This is a genomic window from Serratia sp. BNK-17, from assembly GCF_048684935.1.
Classification (GTDB): domain Bacteria; phylum Pseudomonadota; class Gammaproteobacteria; order Enterobacterales; family Enterobacteriaceae; genus Serratia; species Serratia nematodiphila.
In genome coordinates this window covers 3,041,823-3,063,944 of sequence record NZ_JBLQTR010000001.1, presented here as the reverse complement: position 1 = coordinate 3,063,944, position 22,122 = coordinate 3,041,823, and the positions used below count along the sequence as shown (strand labels likewise).

The window sequence follows — 22,122 nt, the reverse complement described above, 5'->3', positions numbered from 1 at the left end:
AACCGCCATGAAAAAAGCCCCGAGATTGCTCCTCGGGGCTTTTTCTTTATGGACAGCGTATCAGCCTAATCAGGCCTGCGCTTCACGCTCGGCGATATAAGCCAGCGCCATATCGATGCGCTGCAGCGAACGCTTCTGGCCGATCGCATGCACGGTCACGTCCATGCCCGGCGACTGACCGGCGCCGGTCACCGCCACGCGCAGCGGCATGCCAACCTTGCCCATGCCGACGCCCAGCTCGTCCGCCGTACCCTGAATGGCATCATGCACATTTTTCGGCGTCCAGACGGTGATGGCGGCCAGCTTGGCGCGCACCGCTTCCAGCGGCTGACGTGCAACCGGGCGCAGGTGTTTCTTGGCGGCGTCGGCGTCGAACTCGCTGAAGTCTTCGTAGAAGTAACGGCAAGACTCCGCCATTTCCTTCAGCGTCTTGCAACGCTCGCCCAGCAGCTTGACGATGTCCTTCAGTTCCGGACCGTTGCGGGTTTCAAGACCCAGTTGCTCAACGTGCCACGCCAGATGCACCGCCACTTCTTCCGCCGGCATATGGTTGATGTAGTGATGGTTCAGCCACTGCAGCTTCTCGGTGTTGAACGCGCTGGCGGATTTGTTGATCGCTTCCAGCGTGAAGAACTCTTTCATCTCGTCGATGGAGAAGATCTCCTGATCGCCATGGGACCAGCCCAGACGCACCAGGTAGTTCAGCAGCGCCTGCGGCAGATAGCCATCGTCGCGGTACTGCATCACGCCCACGGCGCCGTGACGTTTGGACAGCTTTTTACCGTCGTCGCCGAGGATCATCGACACGTGCGCGTATTCCGGCACCGGCGCGCCCAGCGCTTTCAGAATGTTGATCTGGCGCGGGGTGTTGTTGATGTGGTCTTCACCGCGGATCACATGGGTGATTTCCATGTCCCAGTCATCGACAACGACGCAGAAGTTATAGGTTGGCGAACCGTCGGTACGGCGGATGATCAGATCGTCCAGCTCCTGGTTGCTGAATTCGATCGGGCCGCGAATTTTATCGTCGAAGATCACCGACCCTTCCTGCGGGTTGCGGAAGCGCACCACGTGCGGCTCGTCGTCGGTGTGGCTGCACTGGCTGTCGCGGCAGTGGCCGTCGTAACGCGGCTTTTCGCCATTTTCCATCTGCTTCTCGCGCAGCGCTTCCAGACGCTCCCTGGAGCAATAGCATTTATAGGCCGTGCCCTGATCCAGCATTTCGTCGATGACCGCGTTGTAGCGATCGAAACGCTTGGTCTGGAAGTACGGGCCTTCATCCCAATCCAGGTTCAACCAGTTCATGCCATCCATAATTGCGTCGATCGCGTCCTGGGTAGAACGTTCCAGATCGGTATCTTCGATACGCAGAACGAACTCACCGCCCGCATGGCGGCTGAACAACCAGGAATAAAGTGCGGTACGCGCGCCGCCGACGTGAAGATAGCCGGTCGGGCTCGGTGCAAAACGGGTTTTGATTTTCATTGGGTTCACTGCCTTATTACGCAACGCGTGTCGGCGGTTGCCGACGATTGCTCGGAATTGAAAAAAGAGTGGACGACATTGTATCACCACGCGCTAATTCCTCAACGCCGACACGATATTGCACCGGTCGATTTCGCGCGTTTTGCGGCGAGTTTCGCATAGCATCGCGCAAAGAATCGGCGCTGCTGGCGATTATTATCGCGCCCTGCCTAAATTTGCGGCGAACGATTGAAATCATTTTAAAAACCGTTGACTCACTTTGAACTATCCCTATAATGCGACTCCAACAAGACGGGGCGATTAGCTCAGTTGGTAGAGCATCTCCTTTACACGGAGGGGGTCGGCGGTTCGAGCCCGTCATCGCCCACCATCTTGTTGAGAAAAAATGAGAACGAATGAGGGTGATTAGCTCAGTTGGTAGAGCATCTCCTTTACACGGAGGGGGTCGGCGGTTCGAGCCCGTCATCACCCACCATCATTCTCTCGTTTAGCAGTAACCTGGAAGTCCTGAAGTGGGTGATTAGCTCAGTTGGTAGAGCATCTCCTTTACACGGAGGGGGTCGGCGGTTCGAGCCCGTCATCACCCACCACTTCTGCGGGTCGTTAGCTCAGTTGGTAGAGCAGTTGACTTTTAATCAATTGGTCGCAGGTTCGAATCCTGCACGACCCACCAATTCAGAAAAAAGCGCCTTTTGGCGTTTTTTTCGTTTCTGCGCCACCTGCTCCCGACTTCATCTTCTCGCAGGCATAGTTTACCGAGTCGTGCAGGATGAAGAACCGTAGAGGTTCGAGCATCGCGCAGCGATACGACAACGCGCAGCGTTGCCCGCAGGGTGAGGCCACAGGCCGAATCAATCCTGCACGACCCACCAATTCAGAAAAAAGCGCCTTTTGGCGCTTTTTTCGTTTCTGTCACTCCGCTTCTTCTTTCTATTCTTTCCTTCACCACGCGCTGAGATACGAATGGTTATCATTTTGGCGGCTTGAATGGTAAATTAGCCGGCATCCACCACGCAGTCAATCCGCCGCCGGATTGATACGCCTTAGTTCAAGGAAAGAAAGAGCCCGCTCATGACCCTATCCTTACGCCAGCTGTTCATTGCATTTATCGCCACTTCCAGCCTGTTGCTCAGCGGCTGCGGCCCGGACGACAAGAGCGACGGACAGAAACCGTCCGCCCCCGCAGCCGACGGCAGTTGGCCGCGCACCATCGACAGCGTCAAAGGGAAATTCACGCTGGAAAAACCGCCGCAGCGCATCGTGTCCACCAGCGTCACCATCACCGGCACGCTGTTGGCGATCGATGCCCCGGTGGTCGCCAGCGCCGCCACCAGCCCAAATCCCCTGGTGGCCGATAAACAAGGTTTCTTTACCCAGTGGAGCGAGGTGGCCAAACAGCGCCACGTCGAGCGGCTGTACCAGGTGGAGCCCAATGCCGAGGCCGTCGCCGCCGCCGCGCCGGATTTGATCGTCGTCGCCGCGACCGGCGGTGATTCGGCGTTGAAACTTTATGACCAGCTGTCCGCCATTGCGCCGACTCTGGTGCTCGACTATGGCGACAAAAGCTGGCAACAGCTGGCCAGCGAGCTCGGCGAGATCACCGGTCATGAAGCCGGCGCCAAACAGGCGGAAGATCGTTTCGAGCAGCGCGTGGAGCAAGTGAAACAGGCGATCGCGCTGCCGCCGCAGCCCACCACTCCGCTGGTGTATGCCGACAACGGCCGCGAGGCCATGCTGTGGACGCCGGGTTCTGCCCAGGGCAAACTGCTGACCCAGCTCGGCTTCCAGCTGGCCACCCCGCCGGAAAGCGCCAAAGGCAACACCAGCATGGGTAAACGCCATGACATCATCCAGATCTCCGGCGAAAAAATGGCCGAAGGTCTGAATGGCAAAACCCTGATCCTGTTCGCCACCAATGAGCGCAAAGTGCAAGAGGTGCTGACCAACCCGTTCCTCAAACATCTGGAGCCGGTGGAACAGCGGCACGTCTACGCCGTCGGCAACGACACCTTCCGCCTCGATTACTACAGCGCCACCAACATGCTGAATCAAATCGAACGGTTGTTCAAAAAGCCCTGAATCACGCCGTCGGCAGGTCAGCCCCCTGCCGACACTTTCCGCAAGCGGGGCGAACGTTCACATTCAATCAATTGAAATATCAATAGTTATTAACATCGTCCACGCACCTTTGCCACCAACCGGCGGGTGCATGCGGGCGTAAACTCGTGCTACTATTGCCCCCCGCATGAACGCAAATAACAATGAGAATAAAAATCATACAGGAGTTACCGGTGTGAACGTACCCACTCCGACTGAGCGGACGCTTTCGTCCGCACCGCACGCAGCTTACGCCAGTGGCTTCAAACGCATCGCCGGGTTCGGTATCGGTTTGGCGCTGTTGCTGCTGTGCATCATGGCCAGCCTGATGCTGGGTTCCAAAGCCATCCCCTTCCATACCGTCTGGCTCAGCCTGCAGGGCGCCGCGAGCGGTTCCGACAGCACCATCATTCTCAATGCCCGGGTGCCCCGTACGCTGGCGGGCATCCTGGCCGGCATGGCGCTCGGCGCCGCCGGCGCGCTGATTCAGGCGCTGACGCGCAACCCGCTGGCCGATCCCGGCGTGCTCGGCATCAACGCCGGCGCCAGCTTCGCCGTGGTCATCGGCATCATGTTTTTCGGCGCCGCCACCACCGAAAGCTACATGGCCTACGCCTTTGCCGGCGCAGCCCTCACCACCCTGCTGGTCTACCTGATCGGCACGCTGGCGGGCGGGCGCATCAACCCGGTGCGGCTGACGCTGGCCGGCGTGGCTATCGGCGCGGTGCTGCTCGGCATCACCACCGGGCTGTCGCTGATCGATCCGCAAACCTTCGACCAACTGCGCTTCTGGCAGGCCGGCACGCTGGATATCCGCACGCTGTCCACGCTGCCAGTCACCGCCCCCGCCATTTTGCTCGGCTGCCTGCTGACGCTGCTCATCGCCCGGCCGCTGAATACCATCGGTATGGGGGAAGATCTGGCTATCGCACTCGGCGCGCGCGTGGTGCTGACTCAGGTAATCGCGGTGATCGCCATCACGCTGCTGTGCGGCGCGGCAACCGCCACCGTCGGCCCAATCAGTTTCATCGGCCTGATGGTGCCGCATATCGCCCGTTGGTGGGTCGGCCCCGACCAGCGCTGGATCCTGCCCTACTCCATGCTGCTGGCGCCGATTTTACTGCTGTGCGCCGACGTGGTCGGCCGCTTGCTGGCGGCCGGTGAGCTGCGGGTTTCCATCGTGGCGGCCTTCATCGGCGCGCCGGTGCTGATCTGGCTGGTGCGCCGCAAGAAAACGCTGGGGGGTCTGTGATGAGTCTGCCGCATACGCTGCATATCGGCCGCCCGGACGGCGTCATCAACGGGCGCCTGCCGCTGCGCCTGCTGCTGGTCAACCTTTCACTGTTGGCGCTGTGTCTGGCGATGGCCGTCGCCGCCCTGTGCTACGGCACGCTGCAGCTCTCGCTGGAGCAAGTCTTTGCCGCGCTCAGCGGCGAGGCGCCGAAAAACCTGGTCACCGTGGTCACCCAATGGCGCTTGCCGCGCATCGCCATGGCGCTGTTGTTAGGCGCCGCGCTCGGCATGAGCGGCGCCATTTTCCAGTCAATTATCCGCAACCCGCTCGGCAGCCCGGACGTGATCGGCTTTAACATGGGGGCTTACACCGGCGCGCTGATCGCCATCACCCTGTTCAACGGCGGCTACTATTACATCGCCGGCGGCGCGCTGGCCGGCGGCATTCTCGCCGCGCTGGCCATCTATCTGCTGGCCTGGCGGCAAGGCATCGCCGGCTTCCGGTTGATCATCGTCGGCATCGCCATCAGCGCAGTGCTGGTCTCCACCAACACCTGGCTGATCATCACCGCCTCGCTCGAGCGCGCCATGGACGCCGCCATGTGGCAGGCCGGTTCGCTCAACGGCATGACCTGGCAAAAAGCCCAGCCCGCCACGGCGTTCATCGTGCTGGCGGCCGCGGCCGCGCTGCTGATGGGCAAACGGCTGCAGCTGCTGGAAATGGGCGATGACACGGCGCGCGCGCTGGGCGTTAACGCCGAAGGCAGCCGGCTGTGGCTGATGCTGTTCGGCGTTACCCTCACCGCCGCCGTCACCGCCACCGCCGGGCCGATTTCCTTTATCGCGCTGGCGGCGCCGCAGATCGCCCGTCGCCTCGCCGGCCAATCCTCGGTCACCCTGACCTCCTCGGCGCTGATGGGCGCGGCGTTGCTGCTCGGCGCCGACGTGGTGTCCCAACATCTTTTCGCGCCGATCCAACTGCCGGTCGGGGTTGTGACCGTCTGCATCGGCGGCCTGTACCTGATTTGGCTGCTCATCCGAGAGGCCCGCAGATAATGAAGAGTGATAATGCCATGAGCCACCGCCTGCACGCCTCGCACCTGAAGCTGGGCTACGACAATAAAATCATCGCTGACGATCTGAGCGTGGCGATCCCCGACGGCGCCTTCACGGTGATCGTCGGGCCGAACGCCTGCGGCAAATCGACGCTGTTGCGCGCCCTGTGCCGCCTGCTGAAACCCAGCGCCGGCGAGGTGATGCTGGACGGCAAGAACATCAGCAGCTTCGCCACCAAGGCGCTGGCGCGCGAGCTTGGGCTGCTGCCGCAAACTTCGATCGCGCCGGACAGCATCACCGTGGCGGACCTGGTGTCGCGCGGCCGCTATCCGCACCAAAGCCTGCTGAAACAATGGACGCAGGCCGACAAACAGGCGGTGGAAGCCGCCATGGCGGCCACCAACGTCAGCCAGCTGGCGGATCGCAGCGTCGACGAGCTGTCCGGCGGGCAGCGTCAGCGCGTCTGGGTGGCGATGGCGCTGGCGCAGCAAACGCCGCTGCTGCTGCTGGATGAGCCGACCACCTATCTGGACATCGCGCACCAGATCGAGCTGCTGGATCTGTTCCGCCAGCTCAACCGCGAGCGCGGTCAAACCCTGATCGCGGTGCTGCACGATCTCAACCACGCCTGCCGCTATGCCGATCACATCATCGCCATGCGCGACGGCAAGATCGTGGCGGAAGGGAAACCGACGGAGATCATCACCGCCGAACTGGTGGAGCGGGTGTTCGGCATGCCGTGCATGATCATCGACGATCCGCTGTCCCACACGCCGCTGGTGATCCCGCGCGGCCGCTATCACTGCGACGCGCCGCAGGCATGAAAAAGGCCGGGTTAACCCGGCCTCGTGGTTATTTCTCCAGCGACACCTGTTTGAAGATGTGTTTGCCGAACGGGTCTATCTCGTAGCCTTTTACTTCCTTACGCACCGGTTCGAAGATGGTCGAGTGCGCGATCATCAGCGCCGGCATCTGATCGTGCATCACCACCTGTGCCTGCTGATACATCGCCACCCGTTTGGCGTGATCGTTCTCCTCGCGCGCCTGCAGGATCAACTGGTCGAACGGTTTGTAGCACCATTTCGCCGAGTTGGAGCCGCCGAGCGAAGCGCAGGTGAACAGCGGGCCGAAGAAGTTGTCCGGATCGCCGTTGGCGGTGGTCCAGCCCATCAGCGCGGTCTGGTGCTCGCCGTTTTTAATCCGCTGCAAATACTCGCCCCACTCGAAGGTGACGATTTTGGCGCGCACGCCGATCTTGGCCCAGTCGGCCTGGATCATCTCCGCCATGCGCTTGGCGTTGGGGTTATAGGGCCGCTGCACCGGCATCGCCCACAGATCGATATCGAACCCCTGCCCCAGCCCGGCCTCCTGCAGCAGCTGCTTCGCCCGTTCCGGCGAATACGGATAATCTTCAAGCTGCGCGTTGCTGCCCCATTGGGTCGGCGGCAGCAGATTCTTGGCCGGCTGGCCGGCGCCGTGGAACACCGCGTCGATGATCGCCGGCTTGTTGACAGCCAGCGCCAACGCCTGGCGCACCTTGACGTTATCCAACGGCTTCTTCTGGGTGTTGAACGCCAGGAAGCCGATATTCAGGCCGGATTTTTCCATCACCTGCAGGTTGCCGTCCTGCCGCATGCGCGCCAGATCCGCCGGGTTGGGGAACGGCATCACCTGGCACTCGTTCTTTTGCAGTTTGGCGTAACGCACCGTCGCATCCGGCGTGATCGAGAACACCAGCCGATCGATCTTCGGTTTGCCTTCCCAGTAGCGGTCGAACGCCTTGTAGAGGATTTTTGCGTCCTTCTGGTACTGCACCAGCTGGAACGGCCCGGTGCCGATCGGATCGTTGTCCACCCGCTGCGGCGTGCCGGCCTTCAGCATCGCGTCGGCATATTCCGCCGATAAAATGGTGGCAAAGTACATGCCCAGATCGGCGACGAACGGCGCCTCAGCGCGGGAGAGCTCAAAGCGCACGGTGTGGTCATCCACCTTGACGATCCGGTCAATCAGCGTGCCGAACTCCATCGACTCGAAGTTGGTGTAGGCGCCGTTGGAGACCTTGTGATACGGGTTGTTGGCGTCCTTCTGGCGCATAAACGAGAAGATGACGTCATCGGCGTTGAAATCGCGGGTGGGGGTAAAATATTTATTGCTCTGGAATGCCACGCCCTTGCGCAGGTGGAAGGTATAGCGCTTGCCGTCTTCGCTGACCTCCCAGCTTTCCGCCAGGCTGGGTTGCAGCTCGACGGTGCCGGGTTTGAAATCCACCAGCCGGTTGTAGATCGCCGCCGAGCTGGCATCCACCGTGGTGCCGGAGGTGAACAGCTGCGGGTTGAAACCTTCCGGCGAGCCTTCAGAACAGTAGACCAGCGTATTGGCCCGCGCGCCGCCGGCAATCGCCAACGCCAGCAGCCCGATCGTTATTGCTTTTCTTTTCATTGCGCTATCCCCAGTGGTGAAAAAACAGCCCAACGGATAGCAATAAATCATGCGGTTAGCGATGTAAAGGACAAATTCCGCGCATAAAAACGGGCAGGCGCGCAAGCGGCCTGCCCCGGTGAAACCACGCGATGATGAAATTAAATCATCTGGCTGAAGTTCATCTGCGCCATCAGCTTATAGTTGTCGGCGTAGTCGACCGGAATGGCCACCACCACCGGCCCCTGGATCGCCATCGCCTTGCGCAGCATCGGCCGCAGATCGTCCACCGACTGCACGGCGAAACCGACCGCGCCGCAGGATTCCGCATAGGCCTTGAAGTCAATCGGCCCGAACTCCACGCCGGATTTGCGCTGGTATTTGTTCACTTCCTGCATCTCCACCATATTGTAGGCGTTATCGACCCAGATCACGTGCACGATGTTGTTTTTCAGCCGCACCGCGGTCTCCAGCTCCATGCTCGACTGCATGAATCCGCCGTCGCCGGAGATCGACACCACCTTGTCGCCGGGGCGCACCAACGCCGCGCCGATGGCCCACGGCAGCGCCACCCCCATGGTTTGCTGGCCGTTGGAGATCAACAGCTGGCGGGCGCGGAAGCTGTAAAGATAGCGGGCGATCCAGATGTGGAAGCTGCCCATGTCCACGCACAGCGTCACGTCGTCGCTGACGATATCCTGCAGCTCCTTGACGATGCGCAGCGGGTGGATCGGCATGCCGCCGCGGCGCGCGGCGCGCTCCGCCAGTTCTGTGCGCTGGCGGCCGAGATCGGTGAGGATCAGCTCCACCTCCGGCGGCACGCAGACCGCCTCATTGAACGTTTCGGTCATCATGTTCAACGTGGCGCTGATGTTGCCCACCAGCTCGACGTCAGGCCGATAGCAGGTATCGATATCCGCCGGCAGCACGTCGATGTGCACCAGTTTCAGCCGCCCATGACTGTTCCACATGCAGGGATCGTATTCGATCGGATCATAGCCGACGCTCACCACCAGATCGGCCTTCTGCAACAGCTGATCGGCCGGCTGATTGTTGAACAGGCCAACGCGGCCGGCGAAACGGGCGAAGTGATTGACGTCGATCACTCCCGCCGCCTGATAGGTGCCGACCACCGGCATGTGGGTGCGGTACAGCAGATGGCGCACCGCCTCGCTGTTCTCCGGCCGGCTAGCCTGCAAACCGAGCAGCAATACCGGGCATTTGGCCTGGCGGATCAGCTTCACCGCCGCCTGGATGTCGTCCGCCGCCGCGGCCCCCATGCGCGGCAAGCGGCAGCCGGCCAACACCGGCGCGCTGACCGGTTCATTGACGATATCCATCGGCAGGCTGACGAACGAGGCTCCCGGCCGGCCAAACTCGGCGCGGCGGAAGGCGTTGGCGATCACCTCGGAAATCGCCGAACCGGCGTGCACTTCGGCGCAATACTTGGTCACCGGCCGGAACATGCTGACGGTATCCATGCTCTGGTGTGTCTGCTTCAGGCTGTCGGCGCGCTTCACCGCCCCGCCAAAGGCCACTACCGCGTCCCCCTCCGAGGTGGCGGTGGCCAGCCCGGTGATCAGGTTGGAGCTGCCCGGCCCGGAGGTGACCAGCGCCACCCCGGCCTTGCCGGTCAGGCGGCCGACCGCCGCCGCCATAAAGGCCGCGTTGGCCTCATGCCGCACCACCACCGTTTCAATCGACGGTGCGTCCTCCAGCGAGTCGAACACCCGGTCGATCTTGGCGCCCGGAATGCCGAAAACGTGTTTGACGCCCTGTGCTTCCAGATTTTTCACCACCAAATCGGCGCCGCATTGCCAGTCATTGCCTGTTTTTTCCTGTGCCATGGTTCCACCTCCTAAGAAAACGATCGCCGGGGTTAGCCCTCGGCGGAACGAATCGCGCGATCCAAATCCTCTGGGCAGAGGTTGGCGCGCAAGAAATCCGCATCATGCGGCAACTGAAGATTGAGACGGGTGATGACGCCGAACTGCAGGCGGCCGTGATCGAGCTGGTAATCCAGCACGTGGCCGCCGCCGCTGCGGTCGTCGGTAACGAAATGTTCGTGATAGCCGGCCACGCCGATGCCCTGCATGTAATCCGGCGAGCGGAAGCCGACCAGCGTGCCGCGCCGTTGATGAAACGAGAAGGTCGGCTGCTCTTCTATCGCTTCCAGCATCGGGCGATAGGGCCGTTCCTGACGCGGCACGGTGCGGGTTTCCACGTGGCTGAACTCACCGTCGACCCGCACCGCGCAAAACAGGTTCGGCGAGGCGACCTGTTCATCGATGCATTGGTGCAGCTGCGCCTTGGTGATCGGCCGGTCGAACTGCTGGCTGATACTGGGCTGGAAAAAGGTGACGACGGCGAAAGGGGTTTTCTGTTGCAAACCGGCTGGGCGGGCGCTGCCGTCGGCGCGCAGCTGGTGTATTTCCTGGTCGAAAGCGATCAGTTCGCCATCCAGGTGATTGAAGGTGCCGAGGCCGAAATCACCGTGTTTGAGCAACTCGGCAATGGTGGTTTCACCCTCGTAGACCCCGTCGATGAGCGCGCTCATCAGCGAGATTTGATAGATTTCGCCCTCCCCGGCGTTGATCGACTGCCTGGCAAAACCCTGCGCCAAATGGCGCGCACAGGAACACCCGTGTTTTTCGTTCATGACTCACTCCTCCACCAGCGCGGGATCGCGATCCTGCGCGTTCAAAAGACCCACCGACGGTGGGCCAAGATGCCCCCCAAGGCGCGCTCATCAGTTGGAACGATTCAGCCTGAGGCGACAAAAAAACCGGCACGGCTGGCCGGCCGATATCCAGAACCCACGGCATGACGTGTGAAAGTAAAGGCTCACTAATCATTAATGCCGAGTCGGATATCAAATTGAACGGTTAATCTGGTGTTGGAGCGACAATCAACTCCGCAGGCGGCTCATGCAGCCTGGGAAAAACATCTGTTATTTAGTGCTAAGCGCCGCGAGGTTTATGCGTTTTCTCTCTATACGGCCGGGATGCAGCGGCGTTGAAGCCGCCGTCAACCCGCAGCCAGAGTAGCCGCAGCGCCGCCGACAGAGAAGCGGGTATTCATAAGAAACGCTTTTGCATATAATGCAAAAATGAATGACGCCCGTTATGTTGAACATCTGCCGATCTTTCTCGACGTGGCCCGCCTGGGCAGCTTTTCCGCCGCCGCTCGCCGGCTGGGCATGGTGCCCTCCTCGCTGGTGCGCCATATCGACGCCCTGGAAAGCGCGCTCGGCGCCACGCTGTTCGTCCGCTCCACCCGTGGGCTGCTGCTGACCGACGCCGGCGAGCTGCTGCTGACGCGCGCCGCCGCGCTGATGACGGACATTACCGGCATTCACGCCGAGCTGAACGCGCTGAACGAAACGCCGCAGGGCACGCTGCGCATCAGCTGCCTGCCGACCTTCGGCAAAACCTATGTGCTGCCGCTGCTGCCGACGCTGGCGGAACGCTATCCTCAGCTGTCTATCGATCTCGATCTGACCGAACGCCAGACCGATCCGACGCAGGAACGGCTGGACGCCGCCCTCCGCATCGGCGAACAGAAGGACAGCGCGCTGTACGCCAGCCGTATCGCCACGCAACGCTGGGTGATGTGCGCCAGCCCCGCCTACGTCGCCCGCTATGGCCTGCCGAGCGATCTGGAAGCGTTGCCGCAGCATCGGCTGATCGCCCGCTACCACAAACAGCAGCCGGCCTGCTGGGCGCAGATCCTCGACGCGGCGCTGATGAGCCGCTGCACCATGGCGCTGCGCTGCGACGACTTCACCGCGCAGCGCCAGGCGGCGCTGCTCGGCCTCGGCATTGCCTTCCTGCCCAACTGGGTGGTGGGGCCGGACGTGCAGAATGGGCAACTGGTTCAGATGCTCGAAGATCCGCGCCATGAGCAGCAAGGCATCTATCTGCTGCGCCCGATGGCGAAGGTGTCCGCCCGGCTGGCGGCCTTCACCGCCCTGCTGCAGCAAACCCTCGGTCAGCCGCCCAGCTGGGGGTAAAGCGGTGTCACCCGGTTGTGCAGCGCCGGATTGTCGCTCTCGTCCTTCAGCTCGATGCCGCTCAGCCGCCGCTGGAACGCCTGCTCCAGCAGCCAGGCCAGACGGAACGCCGCCTGCGGGTAATCCAGCCCCTCCGGCCGCACGTTGGAAATGCAGTTACGCTCGGCGTCCGTTCTGCGCGCATTCGGCTCCCAGGTCAAATAAATGCCCAGGCTGTCCGGCGACGACAGCCCCGGCCGTTCGCCGATCAGCACCGCCACCGCCCGGGCCTGCAGGCATTCGCCAATCTCATCCCCCAGCGCCACCCGCGCCTGATGCGCCAACACCACCGGTGAGACGTTCAGCCCCAGCGTATCGAGATAGGGCCGCAGCGCCTGCAGCAGCGGCAATGCCTGGCGGTGCACCGCCTTGGAAGAAAGGCCATCCGCCACCGCCAGCAGCAGATCGACACGGCGCGATGGTGAGCCAAGCAGCAGGCTGCGGCTGTCCGACGCCAATCGCCGCCCCAGATCCGGACGGCGCAGATAGGCGGCGCGGTCGGCGGCCTGGCTGTGCACCGCCAGCGAGGGCCAACCGGCCTGGTGCAAATCCGCCGCCAGCCGCTCGCTGTCGAAAGGCTGATGCACCGCGTCGCGCGCCTGGGCATGGGCCAGGCCGAAGCGCAGCAGCTCGTCGGTCGGCAGGCTGGCGCCGGTGCGCCCCAACGCGATGCGCGCGTCGGTAAAGGCGCGCAGCGAGTCCCAACTGTTGACGTGAACCGGTTTGCTCATGTCCGTTCTCCCTGCAGCGCCAGCAACAGCGGGTGGTTGGCGGCGGCGTCGCGCAGCCGCCCGCGCTCGTCGGTGATGTTCATCGCCGCCAGCCAGGCGGCGAACTCCGGCGCGTGCTTCAGCCCCAGCAGTTCACGGATATAGAGCGCATCGTGGAACGAAGTGCTTTGGTAATTGAGCATGATGTCGTCCGCGCCCGGCACGCCGATCAGGAACGTCAGCCCGGCGGCGGCCAACAGCGTCAGCAGCGTGTCCATGTCGTCCTGATCGGCTTCGGCATGGTTGGTGTAGCAGACGTCGCAGCCCAGCGGCAGGCCGAGCAGCTTGCCGCAGAAATGATCCTCCAGCCCGGCGCGGATAATTTGTTTGCCGTCATACAGGTATTCGGGGCCGATAAACCCCACCACGGTGTTGATCAGCAGCGGCGAGAAATGGCGCGCCACCGCATAGGCGCGCGCCTCGCAGGTCTGCTGATCGACGCCGTGATGCGCGTTGGCCGACAGGCAACTGCCCTGCCCGGTTTCGAAATACATCACGTTATCGCCCAGCGAGCCGCGCCTGAGGCTCAGCGCCGCCTGCTGCGCCTCCGCCAGCAGCGCCAGGCTGATGCCGAAACCGCGATTGGCCGCCTCGGTGCCGGCGATCGACTGAAACACCAGATCCACCGGCGCGCCGCGCTCCATCAGCCGCAGCGTGTTGGTCACGTGGGTCAGCACGCAGGATTGGGTGGGTATGGCGAAGCGCTGGATCACGTCGTCCAGCATGTAGTTGAGCTTTTCCAGCAGCGGCAGGCTGTCGCTGGCCGGGTTGATGCCGACCACCGCGTCGCCGCTGCCGTACAGCAGACCGTCCAGCATGCTGGCGGCGATGCCCTGCAGGCTGTCGGTCGGGTGATTGGGCTGCAGCCGCACGCTGAGGTGGCCCGGCAGGCCGATGGTATTGCGAAAGCGCGTCACCACCCGGCATTTCTTCGCCACCAGGATCAGATCCTGATTGCGCATGATCTTGCTTACCGCCGCCGCCATCTCCGGCGTAATGCCGGCGGCCACCTGCGCCAGCATGGCGCTGTCCGCCTGCTCGCTCAGCAGCCAGTCGCGAAAATCGCCGACCGTGAGGTGCGAGATGGGCGCAAAGGCGGCGGCGTCGTGGCTGTCGATAATCAGGCGCGTCACCTCGTCCTGTTCGTACGGCACCAGCACCTGCTGCAGGAACGCCTTGAGCGGCACATCCGCCAGCGCGATGCGCGCCGCCATGCGCTCTTCGGCGCTCTTCGCCGCCACCTCCGCCAGATAATCGCCGGAACGCGCCGGCGATGCTTTCGCCATCAGCTGGCGCAGATCGCCAAAGCGATAGCCGCGTTGGCCCACCGTTGCCTGAAACATAGCCCCCTCCCTTGCCCTGCGTGACGAGATAAAAGCCCTGCACCAAGTGTAGTCAGTGGGAAAAGAAAATTATTTTGCACGCGATCGCCGCCATCACGCTTTCCCCCATTTCACCCGTTGCCGCTTCGGGTTACAGTAGCCGCGAAAACAGGAGGGGTGATGGATCCGCAACGGCAAATTATCGACTGGCTGCAACAAGATAACGCACGCATGGCCGCCCTGCGCACCGTGCGCCGGCTCGGCTTGAATGACTGGTGCCTCGGCGCCGGCTTTGTGCGCAATCTGGTGTGGGATCGGCGCCATGGCTATACGGAGCCCACGCCGCTCAACGATATCGACGTGATCCACTTCGATGCGGAGCGTGCGGACGCTGAGCGCGATCGCATGCTGGAGGTGCGTTTGCAACAGTGGCTGCCGCGACCTTGGTCGGTCAAGAACCAGGCGCGCATGCACCTGCGCGGCGGCCGGGCGCCTTATCGCGACAGCGAAGAGGCCATCAGCTTCTGGACCGAAGTGGAAACGGCGATCGGCGCGCGCCTGAACGCCGACGACAGCATCACGCTGGTGGCCCCCTTCGGGCTCGCGGCGCTGTTCGACGACACCATTACCTTTAACGCGAAAAACGGCGATCGCGCGGCCTATGCCCAGCGCGTGCTCGACAAAGGCTGGCTGCAGCGTTGGCCGCGCCTGCGGCAGGTAAAGATTTAGCCGCCGCTGCCGATACCCTGAACAGCGATATACCGACTCAGGGAGAGCATTCATGTCGACCACCATCACCATGATCGTACCGATCAAAAATACCGTTCCCGGCGTCAGCAACGTGTTCAGCGCGCCGGGCCATCAGGGCGAATTGCTGATGGCCAAACCGGTCAACAACCAGCCGCAAGGCGGCAAGATGGAGAAAAAAGAACGCGCCAACGGCAATGACGAACCGGTCAACCTCAACGAAAGCCGCGCCTCGGCCCGCATCAAGGCGCTGAACCGGCAGATTCAGTCGCTGCAGCAAAAGTTGGTGGAGCTAAAGGACTCCGACGCCGATCCTAAGGAAATCGAAAAGCAGAAACAGCTGATCGAAGCGCAGATCAAGATGTTGCAAGCCGAGATCGCACGCATCCAGAAAGAAGAAATGGAAAAGCAGCAGCAGGAGCAGATGGCAAAAGCCGCAGCGCAATCCGGCGACAGCGTAAACCGCCCGACGCCGCTCAACGCGGTGGACGTCTATATCTGAGTCAATATGCCGCGTTTTCCTGCCGGCGCTGGTGCAGCAGCGCCGCCTGCTGACGCGCCACCTGCCAGATGGCCTCCGCCGCCGGCGTCAGCGAGCGGTTCTTGCGCCGCACCAGCATCAACGCGCGGTTGATCTCCGGCACCAGCCGACGCACCCGGAGCCGCCCCCCTTCCGGCAGCGGCAGCGCCAACGCCGGGAAAATGCTGATGCCGATCCCCTCCGCCACCATCGGGAACAGCGTGGCCGGATGGCCGATTTCCTGCACTACCTGCGCCTCCACGCCCTGCTGCCTCAGCGCGCTGTCGATCAGCGGTCGGCTGCCCGACGCATAGTCCTGCAACACCAGGCGGCAACCGTTCAGCGCCGACCAATGCACCGCCTGCTGCGCCGCGAACGGATGATCGTCGCGGCACAGCAACAGGAACGGCTCGTGCAGCACCGCTTCGCACTCCAGATCCACCGCCTGCACCGGATCGACCACGATGCCGAAATCCACCTCCGCGTTGCGCACGCTGTGCAGCACCTGCTGCTGCGCCTGATCGCGCAGCATGATGCGGATCTCCGGGTATTGGCGCTCGCCGGCGGCGATGCACTGCGGCATCAGATGGGCGGAAATGGTCTGGCTCGTCGCCACCCGCACCGTACCGCTGCGCTGTACGCCAAAGCTGCGCACATCCAGCAGAGTGGTCTGCAGCTCGTCCAGCAACCGTTCGACCCGGTTGGCCAGCCGCAGGCCGGCATCGGTCAACACCACTTCACGCGTGGTGCGATCCAGCAGGCGAACGCCGACCTCCGCTTCCAGCTCTTTCACGCTGTGGCTGACCGCCGATTGCGTCAGACCGATCGCCTCGCCGGCGCGGCTGAAACTGCCGTGGCGAGCGATGGCGACAAACACCCGCAGCTGTTTGAGTGAGTAATTCATGTGTTTTATTCATATATGAATTAAATAAATCAATTTAATTATTATATCCCCGCGCGTGAGAATAGCCCCATCGATTTTCTACCCTGAGCGCACCGCCATGAGATTTCTGCCCGATCGTTTTACCCTGACGCTGATCGCCACCGTACTGCTGGCGTCGTTCCTGCCGGCACGCGGTGAGTTCGTCGGCTGGCTCAACGCCCTGACCATCGCCGCCATCGCCTTGCTGTTCTTCATGCACGGCGCCAAGCTGTCGCGCGAGGCCATCCTGGCCGGCAGCAACAACTGGCGGCTGCATCTGTGGGTGATGTTCAGCACCTTCATCATTTTTCCGGCGCTGGGCATGCTGTTCGCCTGGTGGGCGCCGATCGACGTCAGCCCCGAGCTGTACGCCGGTTTCATCTACCTGTGCATCCTGCCCGCCACCGTGCAATCGGCCATCGCCTTCACCTCGCTGGCGGGCGGCAACGTGGCGGCGGCGGTGTGCAGCGCCTCCGCCTCCAGCCTGCTGGGGATCTTCGTGTCGCCGCTGTTGGTCGGCCTGCTGATGAATGTGCACGGCGATACCGGCAGCCTGCGGCAGGTGGGCTCGATCGTGCTGCAGCTGCTGGTGCCGTTCGTCGCTGGCCACCTGCTGCGGCCGCTGATCGGCGGCTGGATCGAGCGCCATCGCCCGCTGATCGGCAAAACCGACCAGACCTCGATTTTGCTGGTGGTGTACGCCGCCTTCAGCGAAGCGGTGACGCACGGTATCTGGCATCAGGTAGGGCTTGGTTCGCTGGCGTTTATCGTCGGCGGCAGCATCGTGCTGCTGGCGATCGTGCTGGTGGTGAACACTTACATGGCACGTTGGCTGGGGTTCAGCAAGGCGGACGAGATCACCATCGTGTTTTGCGGCTCGAAGAAGAGCCTGGCGAACGGCATTCCGATGGCCAATATCCTGTTCCCGGCGGCGACGGTGGGGATCATGGTGCTGCCGCTGATGGTGTTTCATCAGGTGCAGTTGATGACCTGCGCAGTGCTGGCGAAAAGGTACCAGCGCAAGCAGCGGGCGCAACAGGCGGTGCCCAACGCACAGGCGTCGCGCAGGTAACAAAAGACGGGCCGAGGCCCGTCAGATCAGCTTTTCTTCAGCGGCTTGACCAGGTGATCAAGCCCTTCGATTTTAATCGCCAGCGTCATCTCCATCAGCATGCCGAGCTTGCCTTTGGGGAATTCGCCCTTGCGGGCGAACCACAGCAGGTACTCTTCGGGCAGGTCGATCAGCACCCGCCCCTGGTACTTGCCGAACGGCATCACGGTATTGGCGATCTCCAGCAGGTTTTCCTTTTCCATCAGTCACCCAGCAGGCGGATCATTTCCGCTTCGTCGATCACGGCGATACCCAGCTCCTGCGCCTTCGCCAGCTTGGAGCCGGCCGCCTCGCCGGCGATCACCAGATCGGTTTTCTTCGACACGCTGCCGCTGACCTTGGCGCCCAGCGCCGTCAGGCGATCTTTGGCCTCGTCGCGCGACAGCTGGCTCAGCGAGCCGGTCAGCACCACGGTTTTGCCGGCGAACGGGCTGTCTATCTCTTCCACCACCACCACCACCGGCGCCGGCCAGCGGATGCCGATCTCGGCGCCCACCAGCTCGTTGATCACCTGCTGATTGAGCGCTTCATCGAGGAAATTGCGGGTGTGTTTGGCCACCACTTCGCCGACATCCGGCACTTCTTTCAACGCCTCGATATCGGCGGCGAACAGCTTCTCGAGCGATCCGAAATGCGCGGCCAGGTTGGCGGCGGTCGCCTCACCGACCTCGCGAATGCCGAGCGCATACAGGAAACGGGCGAAGGTGGTCTGCTTGGATTTCTCCAGCGCGTTGACCAGATTCTGCGCCGATTTCGGCCCCATGCGATCCAGGCCGGTCAGAATGCCGGCGGACAGCCGGAACAGATCGGCCGGGTTCTTCACGTACTCCTTGTCCACCAGCTGCTCGATGATCTTGTCGCCCATGCCTTCAACGTCCAGCGCGCGGCGGGAAACGAAGTGCTTCAACGCCTCTTTGCGCTGCGCGCCGCAGATAAGACCGCCGGTGCAGCGCGCCACGGCCTCGCCTTCCACGCGCTCAACGTCGGAACCGCACACCGGGCAGTGCAGCGGGAACACCACTTCGCGCGCATCCTGTGGCCGGCGGTCTTCCAGCACCCCCACCACCTGCGGGATCACGTCGCCGGCGCGGCGCACGATCACCGTATCGCCGATGCGCAGCCCCAGACGCTCAATTTCATCGGCGTTGTGCAAGGTCGCGTTGCTGACGGTCACCCCGGCCACCAGCACCGGCTCAAGGCGCGCCACCGGCGTAATCGCACCGGTGCGGCCAACCTGAAACTCCACTTCGCGCACCACGGTGATCTGCTCCTGCGCCGGGAATTTGAACGCCGTCGCCCAACGCGGCGCACGCGCCACAAAGCCCAGCGTTTCCTGCAGATCGATATCGTCAATCTTGATCACCACGCCGTCGATGTCGAACCCGAGCTGCGCGCGGTCCTGCTCGACCTGGCGATAAAATGCCAGCACTTCCTCGCTGCCGGTGCGGCGCTGGGCGCGATCGCTGACCGGCAGGCCCCAGGCCTTGAACTGCATCAGGCGTTCAAAGTGGCTGCGCGGCAGCTCGCCGCCCTCCAGCAGGCCGACACCATAGCAAAAGAAGGTCAGCGGACGTTTGGCGGTAATGCGCGGATCGAGCTGGCGCAGCGAGCCGGCGGCGGCGTTGCGCGGGTTGGCGAATACCTTGCCGTCTTTGCGCCGGGCTTCTTCGTTCATCTGTTCGAAACCGGCCTGCGGCATGAACACTTCGCCACGCACTTCCAGCCGGCGCGGGATGTTGTCGCCGGTCAGGCGCAGCGGGATGGCGCGAATGGTGCGCACGTTGGTAGTGATGTTCTCGCCGGTGGTGCCGTCGCCGCGCGTCGCCGCGCGCACCAGTTCGCCGTCTTCGTACAGCAGGCTGACCGCCAGGCCATCCAGCTTCAGCTCGCAGCAGAAGGTCAGCGGATCGCTGCTCTTGAGCCTGTCCTGCACGCGCTTGTAAAACGCCAGGAAGCTCTCTTCGTCAAACACGTTGTCCAGCGACAGCATCGGCACTTCGTGGCGCACCTGGTCGAACGCCGCCAGCGGCGCCGCGCCCACGCGCTGGGTCGGCGAATCGGCGGTGATCAGCTCCGGATGCTCGCTCTCCAGCTCGCGCAGCTCGCGCATCAGGCGGTCATATTCCGCATCCGGCACTTCGGGCGCATCCAGCACATGATACTGGTATTCATGATGGCGCAGTGTGGCTCGTAGTTGATTGATTTGTTGGATTATCGATTCCATGGCTCACCATCAAAGATAAAAAACCCCCGGCTAGCGGGGGCTTTGTTGTTACGGATGTTCAGTGCGCGCGGCAATCCGGTCAGGCGTTGTTTTCCAACACTTCACGGATACGCGCTTTGTAGGTTTCCAGCTTCTGCGGCGTCATCATGCGGCGCTCGTCGTCCAGCACCACGCCGCCCACGTCGTCGGCGATGCGCTGTGCCGACTGCAGCATCAGCTTGAAGTTCTGATTGGCGTCGCCGTAAGACGGCACCATCATGAACATCGACACGCCCGGCGTGGAGAAGTCGGACATCATGTCAGGATCGAACGACCCCGGCTTGACCATGTTCGCCAGGCTGAACAGCACCGGGCCGCTGCCGGCCGGGCTGATATGGCGGTGGAAGATGCCCATCTCGCCAAACTGGAAGCCCGCCTGCAACACGCTCTGCAGCAGCACTTCGCCGCCGATTACGCCGCCCTGATGGGCCGCGACGTGCAGCACCAGCACGGTCTCTTTCAGCTTGGCCTGAATTGGCGCAGCCGCCGGCTGTTGTGGCTGTGGCGCAGGCTCCTGCGCCGGCTTCACTTCCGGCGCGGGCTGCACAGGGGCCGGCTCGGCGTGGAATGCCGGTTCAGCCCTCTGCGGCGCCTCATGTTCATGCGGCAGATCGTCGACACGCGGCTCACGGCGCGCGGCCGGTTGCGGTTGCTGCGGTTCGGCCGGTTCTTCGTCCGGCGCGTAGTTGTTCAGCAGGATGTCATCGTACTCCGGCCGCTGAGACAGCGGAGGCGGCGTTTGATGAGCGGCCGGCTGAACGGCGCGGGGCGCTGGCGCAGCCGCCGGAGCGGGCTTCGGCGCGGCCACGGGTTCTTCGCGTGCGGCATCGAAATGGCCGAATGACGGCTCGTCTTGCGGGTGAGCGGCGCGTACGCGCACCTCACCGACGCCTTCTTCGAGATCGTCGATCGGAGTTTGTTCACGTTCCTTTTGGGAACGTTTGGCTGGGCGATCGCGGAAGAGCGCTGACCGTTCTTTGCGACTGGTCCACAGACCGTGCAATAACAGCGCTATTATGGCGATCGCGCCAACAACGATTAATATCAGACGCAAATCCTGCATCATTGCTATCTCTGTTGTTCCAATACATTGCCACCGCGGCAAACATTCACTCTTTAACTCTATTTGCCCGCGCACACAAGTGCAAGTCCGTGCTGAACTTTATGCCAATAAAGATGATTATACTGCCTTTTTCTGCTGGTTTTTCAGCCAACCCTACCCTAGCCAGTGGAAAATCATCCCTATATGATAATGATGCCTGTTCAGACAACGAGATAACTTAAGATATGTCCTATACGCAGCCCTCTCCCCGATCGACCAGCGGCATTCACTATTTCGCCGAAGGCTGGCGTCTGATTTCACGCCCGGGGATTAAACGCTATGTGGTTCTGCCGTTGCTGGTCAACGTGCTGCTGATGGGTTCCGCTTTCTGGTGGCTGTTCAGCCGCCTCGGCGACTGGATCCCGGCGATGATGAGCCACGTTCCCGACTGGCTGCAATGGTTGAGCTACCTGCTGTGGCCGCTGGCGGTCATTTCGGTGCTGCTGGTGTTCAGCTATCTGTTCAGCACCCTCACCAATCTTATTGCCGCGCCGTTCTGCGGCCTGCTGGCGGAACAGCTCGAAGGCAGCCTGACCGGCAAACCGCTGCCGGACACCGGCCTGCTCGGCATCGCCAAAGATCTGCCGCGCATCATGGCGCGCGAATGGCGCAAGCTGATGTATTACCTGCCGCGCGCGCTGCTGTTGCTGGCGCTGTACTTCGTGCCCGGCATCGGTCAAACGGTGGCGCCGGTGCTGTGGTTCCTGTTCAGCGCCTGGATGCTGGCGATCCAGTATTGCGACTATCCGTTCGACAACCACAAGGTGAGCTTTGCCGATATGCGCCGCGCACTGCGCCAGCACAAAACCGACAACCTGCAGTTCGGCGCGCTGGTCAGCCTGTTCACCATGATCCCGATCCTCAACCTGGTGATCCTGCCGGTCGCCGTCTGCGGCGCCACCGCGATGTGGGTCGATCGCTACCGCTCGCAATTCGTCCGATAACCGCCGTTTTTTGCCGCCGACAGCGCGGAAATTTTCGACAGGGCGCGCATTTCGCGCCCTTATCATTGTGCTTAAAACTTA

The 22,122-nt window shown here is 62.4% G+C and carries 19 protein-coding genes, 4 tRNA genes and 1 other RNA gene; 14 read left to right on the top strand and 10 right to left on the bottom strand.

All coding sequences use genetic code 11. The features are described 5' to 3' along the window. Positions 1-69: 69 nt before the first annotated feature. Positions 70-1,485: a glutamate--tRNA ligase gene (gene gltX, locus ACMGF7_RS14530; protein WP_273890480.1), complete on the bottom strand. Its 1,416-nt coding sequence runs from the start codon at positions 1,483-1,485 to the stop codon at positions 70-72. A gap of 294 nt (positions 1,486-1,779) precedes the next feature. On the opposite strand from gltX, the gene ACMGF7_RS14525 reads away from it, so the two are divergent. The 9 genes from ACMGF7_RS14525 (at position 1,780) to ACMGF7_RS14485 (ending at position 6,695) form a co-directional block, all read left to right on the top strand. Then, positions 1,780-1,855, top strand: a tRNA-Val gene (locus ACMGF7_RS14525). Positions 1,856-1,884: 29 nt separating this feature from the next. Beyond that, positions 1,885-1,960, top strand: a tRNA-Val gene (locus ACMGF7_RS14520). A 39-nt stretch (positions 1,961-1,999) separates the two neighbouring features. Continuing rightward, a tRNA-Val gene (locus ACMGF7_RS14515) sits at positions 2,000-2,075 on the top strand. 7 nt (positions 2,076-2,082) lie between these two features. Beyond that, a tRNA-Lys gene (locus tag ACMGF7_RS14510) sits at positions 2,083-2,158 on the top strand. Positions 2,159-2,233: 75 nt separating this feature from the next. Next, a non-coding RNA gene (locus ACMGF7_RS14505) (RtT sRNA) lies at positions 2,234-2,357 on the top strand. Positions 2,358-2,556: 199 nt separating this feature from the next. After that, the gene (gene fepB / locus ACMGF7_RS14500) at positions 2,557-3,564 is read left to right on the top strand and encodes a Fe2+-enterobactin ABC transporter substrate-binding protein (RefSeq protein WP_004936399.1); all 1,008 of its coding nucleotides are present in this window, start codon (positions 2,557-2,559) and stop codon (positions 3,562-3,564) included. Between the two features lie 214 nt (positions 3,565-3,778). Continuing rightward, positions 3,779-4,834: a Fe(3+)-siderophore ABC transporter permease gene (fepD, locus tag ACMGF7_RS14495; protein ID WP_015378660.1), complete on the top strand. Its 1,056-nt coding sequence runs from the start codon at positions 3,779-3,781 to the stop codon at positions 4,832-4,834. After that, the gene (gene fepG / locus ACMGF7_RS14490; RefSeq protein WP_021505613.1) at positions 4,834-5,871 is read left to right on the top strand and encodes an iron-enterobactin ABC transporter permease; all 1,038 of its coding nucleotides are present in this window, start codon (positions 4,834-4,836) and stop codon (positions 5,869-5,871) included. The genes fepD and fepG overlap by 1 nt, the downstream gene beginning before the upstream one ends. 17 nt (positions 5,872-5,888) lie before the next feature. Further along, positions 5,889-6,695 (top strand): ABC transporter ATP-binding protein, encoded by an 807-nt coding sequence (locus tag ACMGF7_RS14485; RefSeq protein WP_164095978.1) that lies wholly within the window; start codon positions 5,889-5,891, stop codon positions 6,693-6,695. Between the two features lie 28 nt (positions 6,696-6,723). Here ACMGF7_RS14485 and ACMGF7_RS14480 read toward each other — a convergent pair whose 3' ends face one another. The 3 genes from ACMGF7_RS14480 to budA all read right to left on the bottom strand — a co-directional run bounded on the left by ACMGF7_RS14480 (position 6,724) and on the right by budA (position 10,948). Next, on the bottom strand, positions 6,724-8,310 hold the full coding sequence (locus tag ACMGF7_RS14480; protein ID WP_004936411.1) for an ABC transporter substrate-binding protein: 1,587 nt from the start codon (positions 8,308-8,310) through the stop codon (positions 6,724-6,726). Between the two features lie 140 nt (positions 8,311-8,450). Then, positions 8,451-10,136: an acetolactate synthase AlsS gene (gene alsS, locus ACMGF7_RS14475; RefSeq protein WP_004936413.1), complete on the bottom strand. Its 1,686-nt coding sequence runs from the start codon at positions 10,134-10,136 to the stop codon at positions 8,451-8,453. A 32-nt stretch (positions 10,137-10,168) separates the two neighbouring features. Further along, complete coding sequence (gene budA / locus ACMGF7_RS14470) at positions 10,169-10,948, bottom strand: acetolactate decarboxylase (protein ID WP_004936416.1); 780 nt, start codon at positions 10,946-10,948, stop codon at positions 10,169-10,171. Positions 10,949-11,398: 450 nt separating this feature from the next. Between budA and ACMGF7_RS14465 the strand changes: the two genes are divergently transcribed. Next, positions 11,399-12,301 carry a LysR family transcriptional regulator gene (locus ACMGF7_RS14465; RefSeq protein ID WP_049188764.1) on the top strand — a complete coding sequence of 301 codons (903 nt, stop codon included), beginning with the start codon at positions 11,399-11,401 and terminating at the stop codon, positions 12,299-12,301. On the opposite strand, the gene eutC is transcribed toward ACMGF7_RS14465, so the two are convergent. Both eutC and ACMGF7_RS14455 read right to left on the bottom strand, forming a co-directional pair. Then, positions 12,280-13,071: an ethanolamine ammonia-lyase subunit EutC gene (gene eutC, locus ACMGF7_RS14460; protein WP_197800070.1), complete on the bottom strand. Its 792-nt coding sequence runs from the start codon at positions 13,069-13,071 to the stop codon at positions 12,280-12,282. The two genes, ACMGF7_RS14465 and eutC, sit on opposite strands and share 22 nt — an antisense overlap. Further along, entirely contained in the window at positions 13,068-14,453 is a 1,386-nt protein-coding gene (locus ACMGF7_RS14455; RefSeq protein WP_420286491.1) for an ethanolamine ammonia-lyase subunit EutB, read from the bottom strand. Before ACMGF7_RS14455 ends, eutC begins: the two co-directional genes overlap by 4 nt. 159 nt (positions 14,454-14,612) lie before the next feature. On the opposite strand from ACMGF7_RS14455, the gene ACMGF7_RS14450 reads away from it, so the two are divergent. Together ACMGF7_RS14450 and ACMGF7_RS14445 are read left to right on the top strand one after the other, a co-directional pair. Further along, positions 14,613-15,161 (top strand): nucleotidyltransferase family protein, encoded by a 549-nt coding sequence (locus tag ACMGF7_RS14450; RefSeq protein WP_015378665.1) that lies wholly within the window; start codon positions 14,613-14,615, stop codon positions 15,159-15,161. A gap of 52 nt (positions 15,162-15,213) precedes the next feature. Then, on the top strand, positions 15,214-15,681 hold the full coding sequence (locus tag ACMGF7_RS14445; RefSeq protein ID WP_420286490.1) for a FlxA-like family protein: 468 nt from the start codon (positions 15,214-15,216) through the stop codon (positions 15,679-15,681). Between the two features lies 1 nt (position 15,682). Here the strand turns inward: ACMGF7_RS14445 and ACMGF7_RS14440 are convergent, their stop codons facing one another. Further along, positions 15,683-16,603: a LysR family transcriptional regulator gene (locus tag ACMGF7_RS14440; RefSeq protein WP_049243165.1), complete on the bottom strand. Its 921-nt coding sequence runs from the start codon at positions 16,601-16,603 to the stop codon at positions 15,683-15,685. A 97-nt stretch (positions 16,604-16,700) separates the two neighbouring features. On the opposite strand from ACMGF7_RS14440, the gene ACMGF7_RS14435 reads away from it, so the two are divergent. After that, positions 16,701-17,693 carry a bile acid:sodium symporter family protein gene (locus ACMGF7_RS14435; protein ID WP_049243164.1) on the top strand — a complete coding sequence of 331 codons (993 nt, stop codon included), beginning with the start codon at positions 16,701-16,703 and terminating at the stop codon, positions 17,691-17,693. Positions 17,694-17,719: 26 nt separating this feature from the next. Here ACMGF7_RS14435 and ACMGF7_RS14430 read toward each other — a convergent pair whose 3' ends face one another. The 3 genes from ACMGF7_RS14430 to zipA all read right to left on the bottom strand — a co-directional run bounded on the left by ACMGF7_RS14430 (position 17,720) and on the right by zipA (position 21,061). Next, on the bottom strand, positions 17,720-17,935 hold the full coding sequence (locus ACMGF7_RS14430; protein ID WP_004936441.1) for a DUF3820 family protein: 216 nt from the start codon (positions 17,933-17,935) through the stop codon (positions 17,720-17,722). Further along, a complete protein-coding gene (ligA, locus tag ACMGF7_RS14425) occupies positions 17,935-19,956 on the bottom strand; it encodes an NAD-dependent DNA ligase LigA (RefSeq protein ID WP_049243161.1) in 2,022 nt (673 codons plus the stop codon). Before ligA ends, ACMGF7_RS14430 begins: the two co-directional genes overlap by 1 nt. Positions 19,957-20,035: 79 nt before the next feature. Then, positions 20,036-21,061, bottom strand: a complete 1,026-nt coding sequence (gene zipA, locus ACMGF7_RS14420) for a cell division protein ZipA (RefSeq protein WP_085337352.1) — start codon at positions 21,059-21,061, stop codon at positions 20,036-20,038. Between the two features lie 221 nt (positions 21,062-21,282). Here zipA and cysZ point away from each other — a divergent pair, with 221 nt between their 5' ends. Then, positions 21,283-22,041: a sulfate transporter CysZ gene (gene cysZ, locus ACMGF7_RS14415; RefSeq protein WP_015378670.1), complete on the top strand. Its 759-nt coding sequence runs from the start codon at positions 21,283-21,285 to the stop codon at positions 22,039-22,041. Positions 22,042-22,122: the final 81 nt, after the last annotated feature.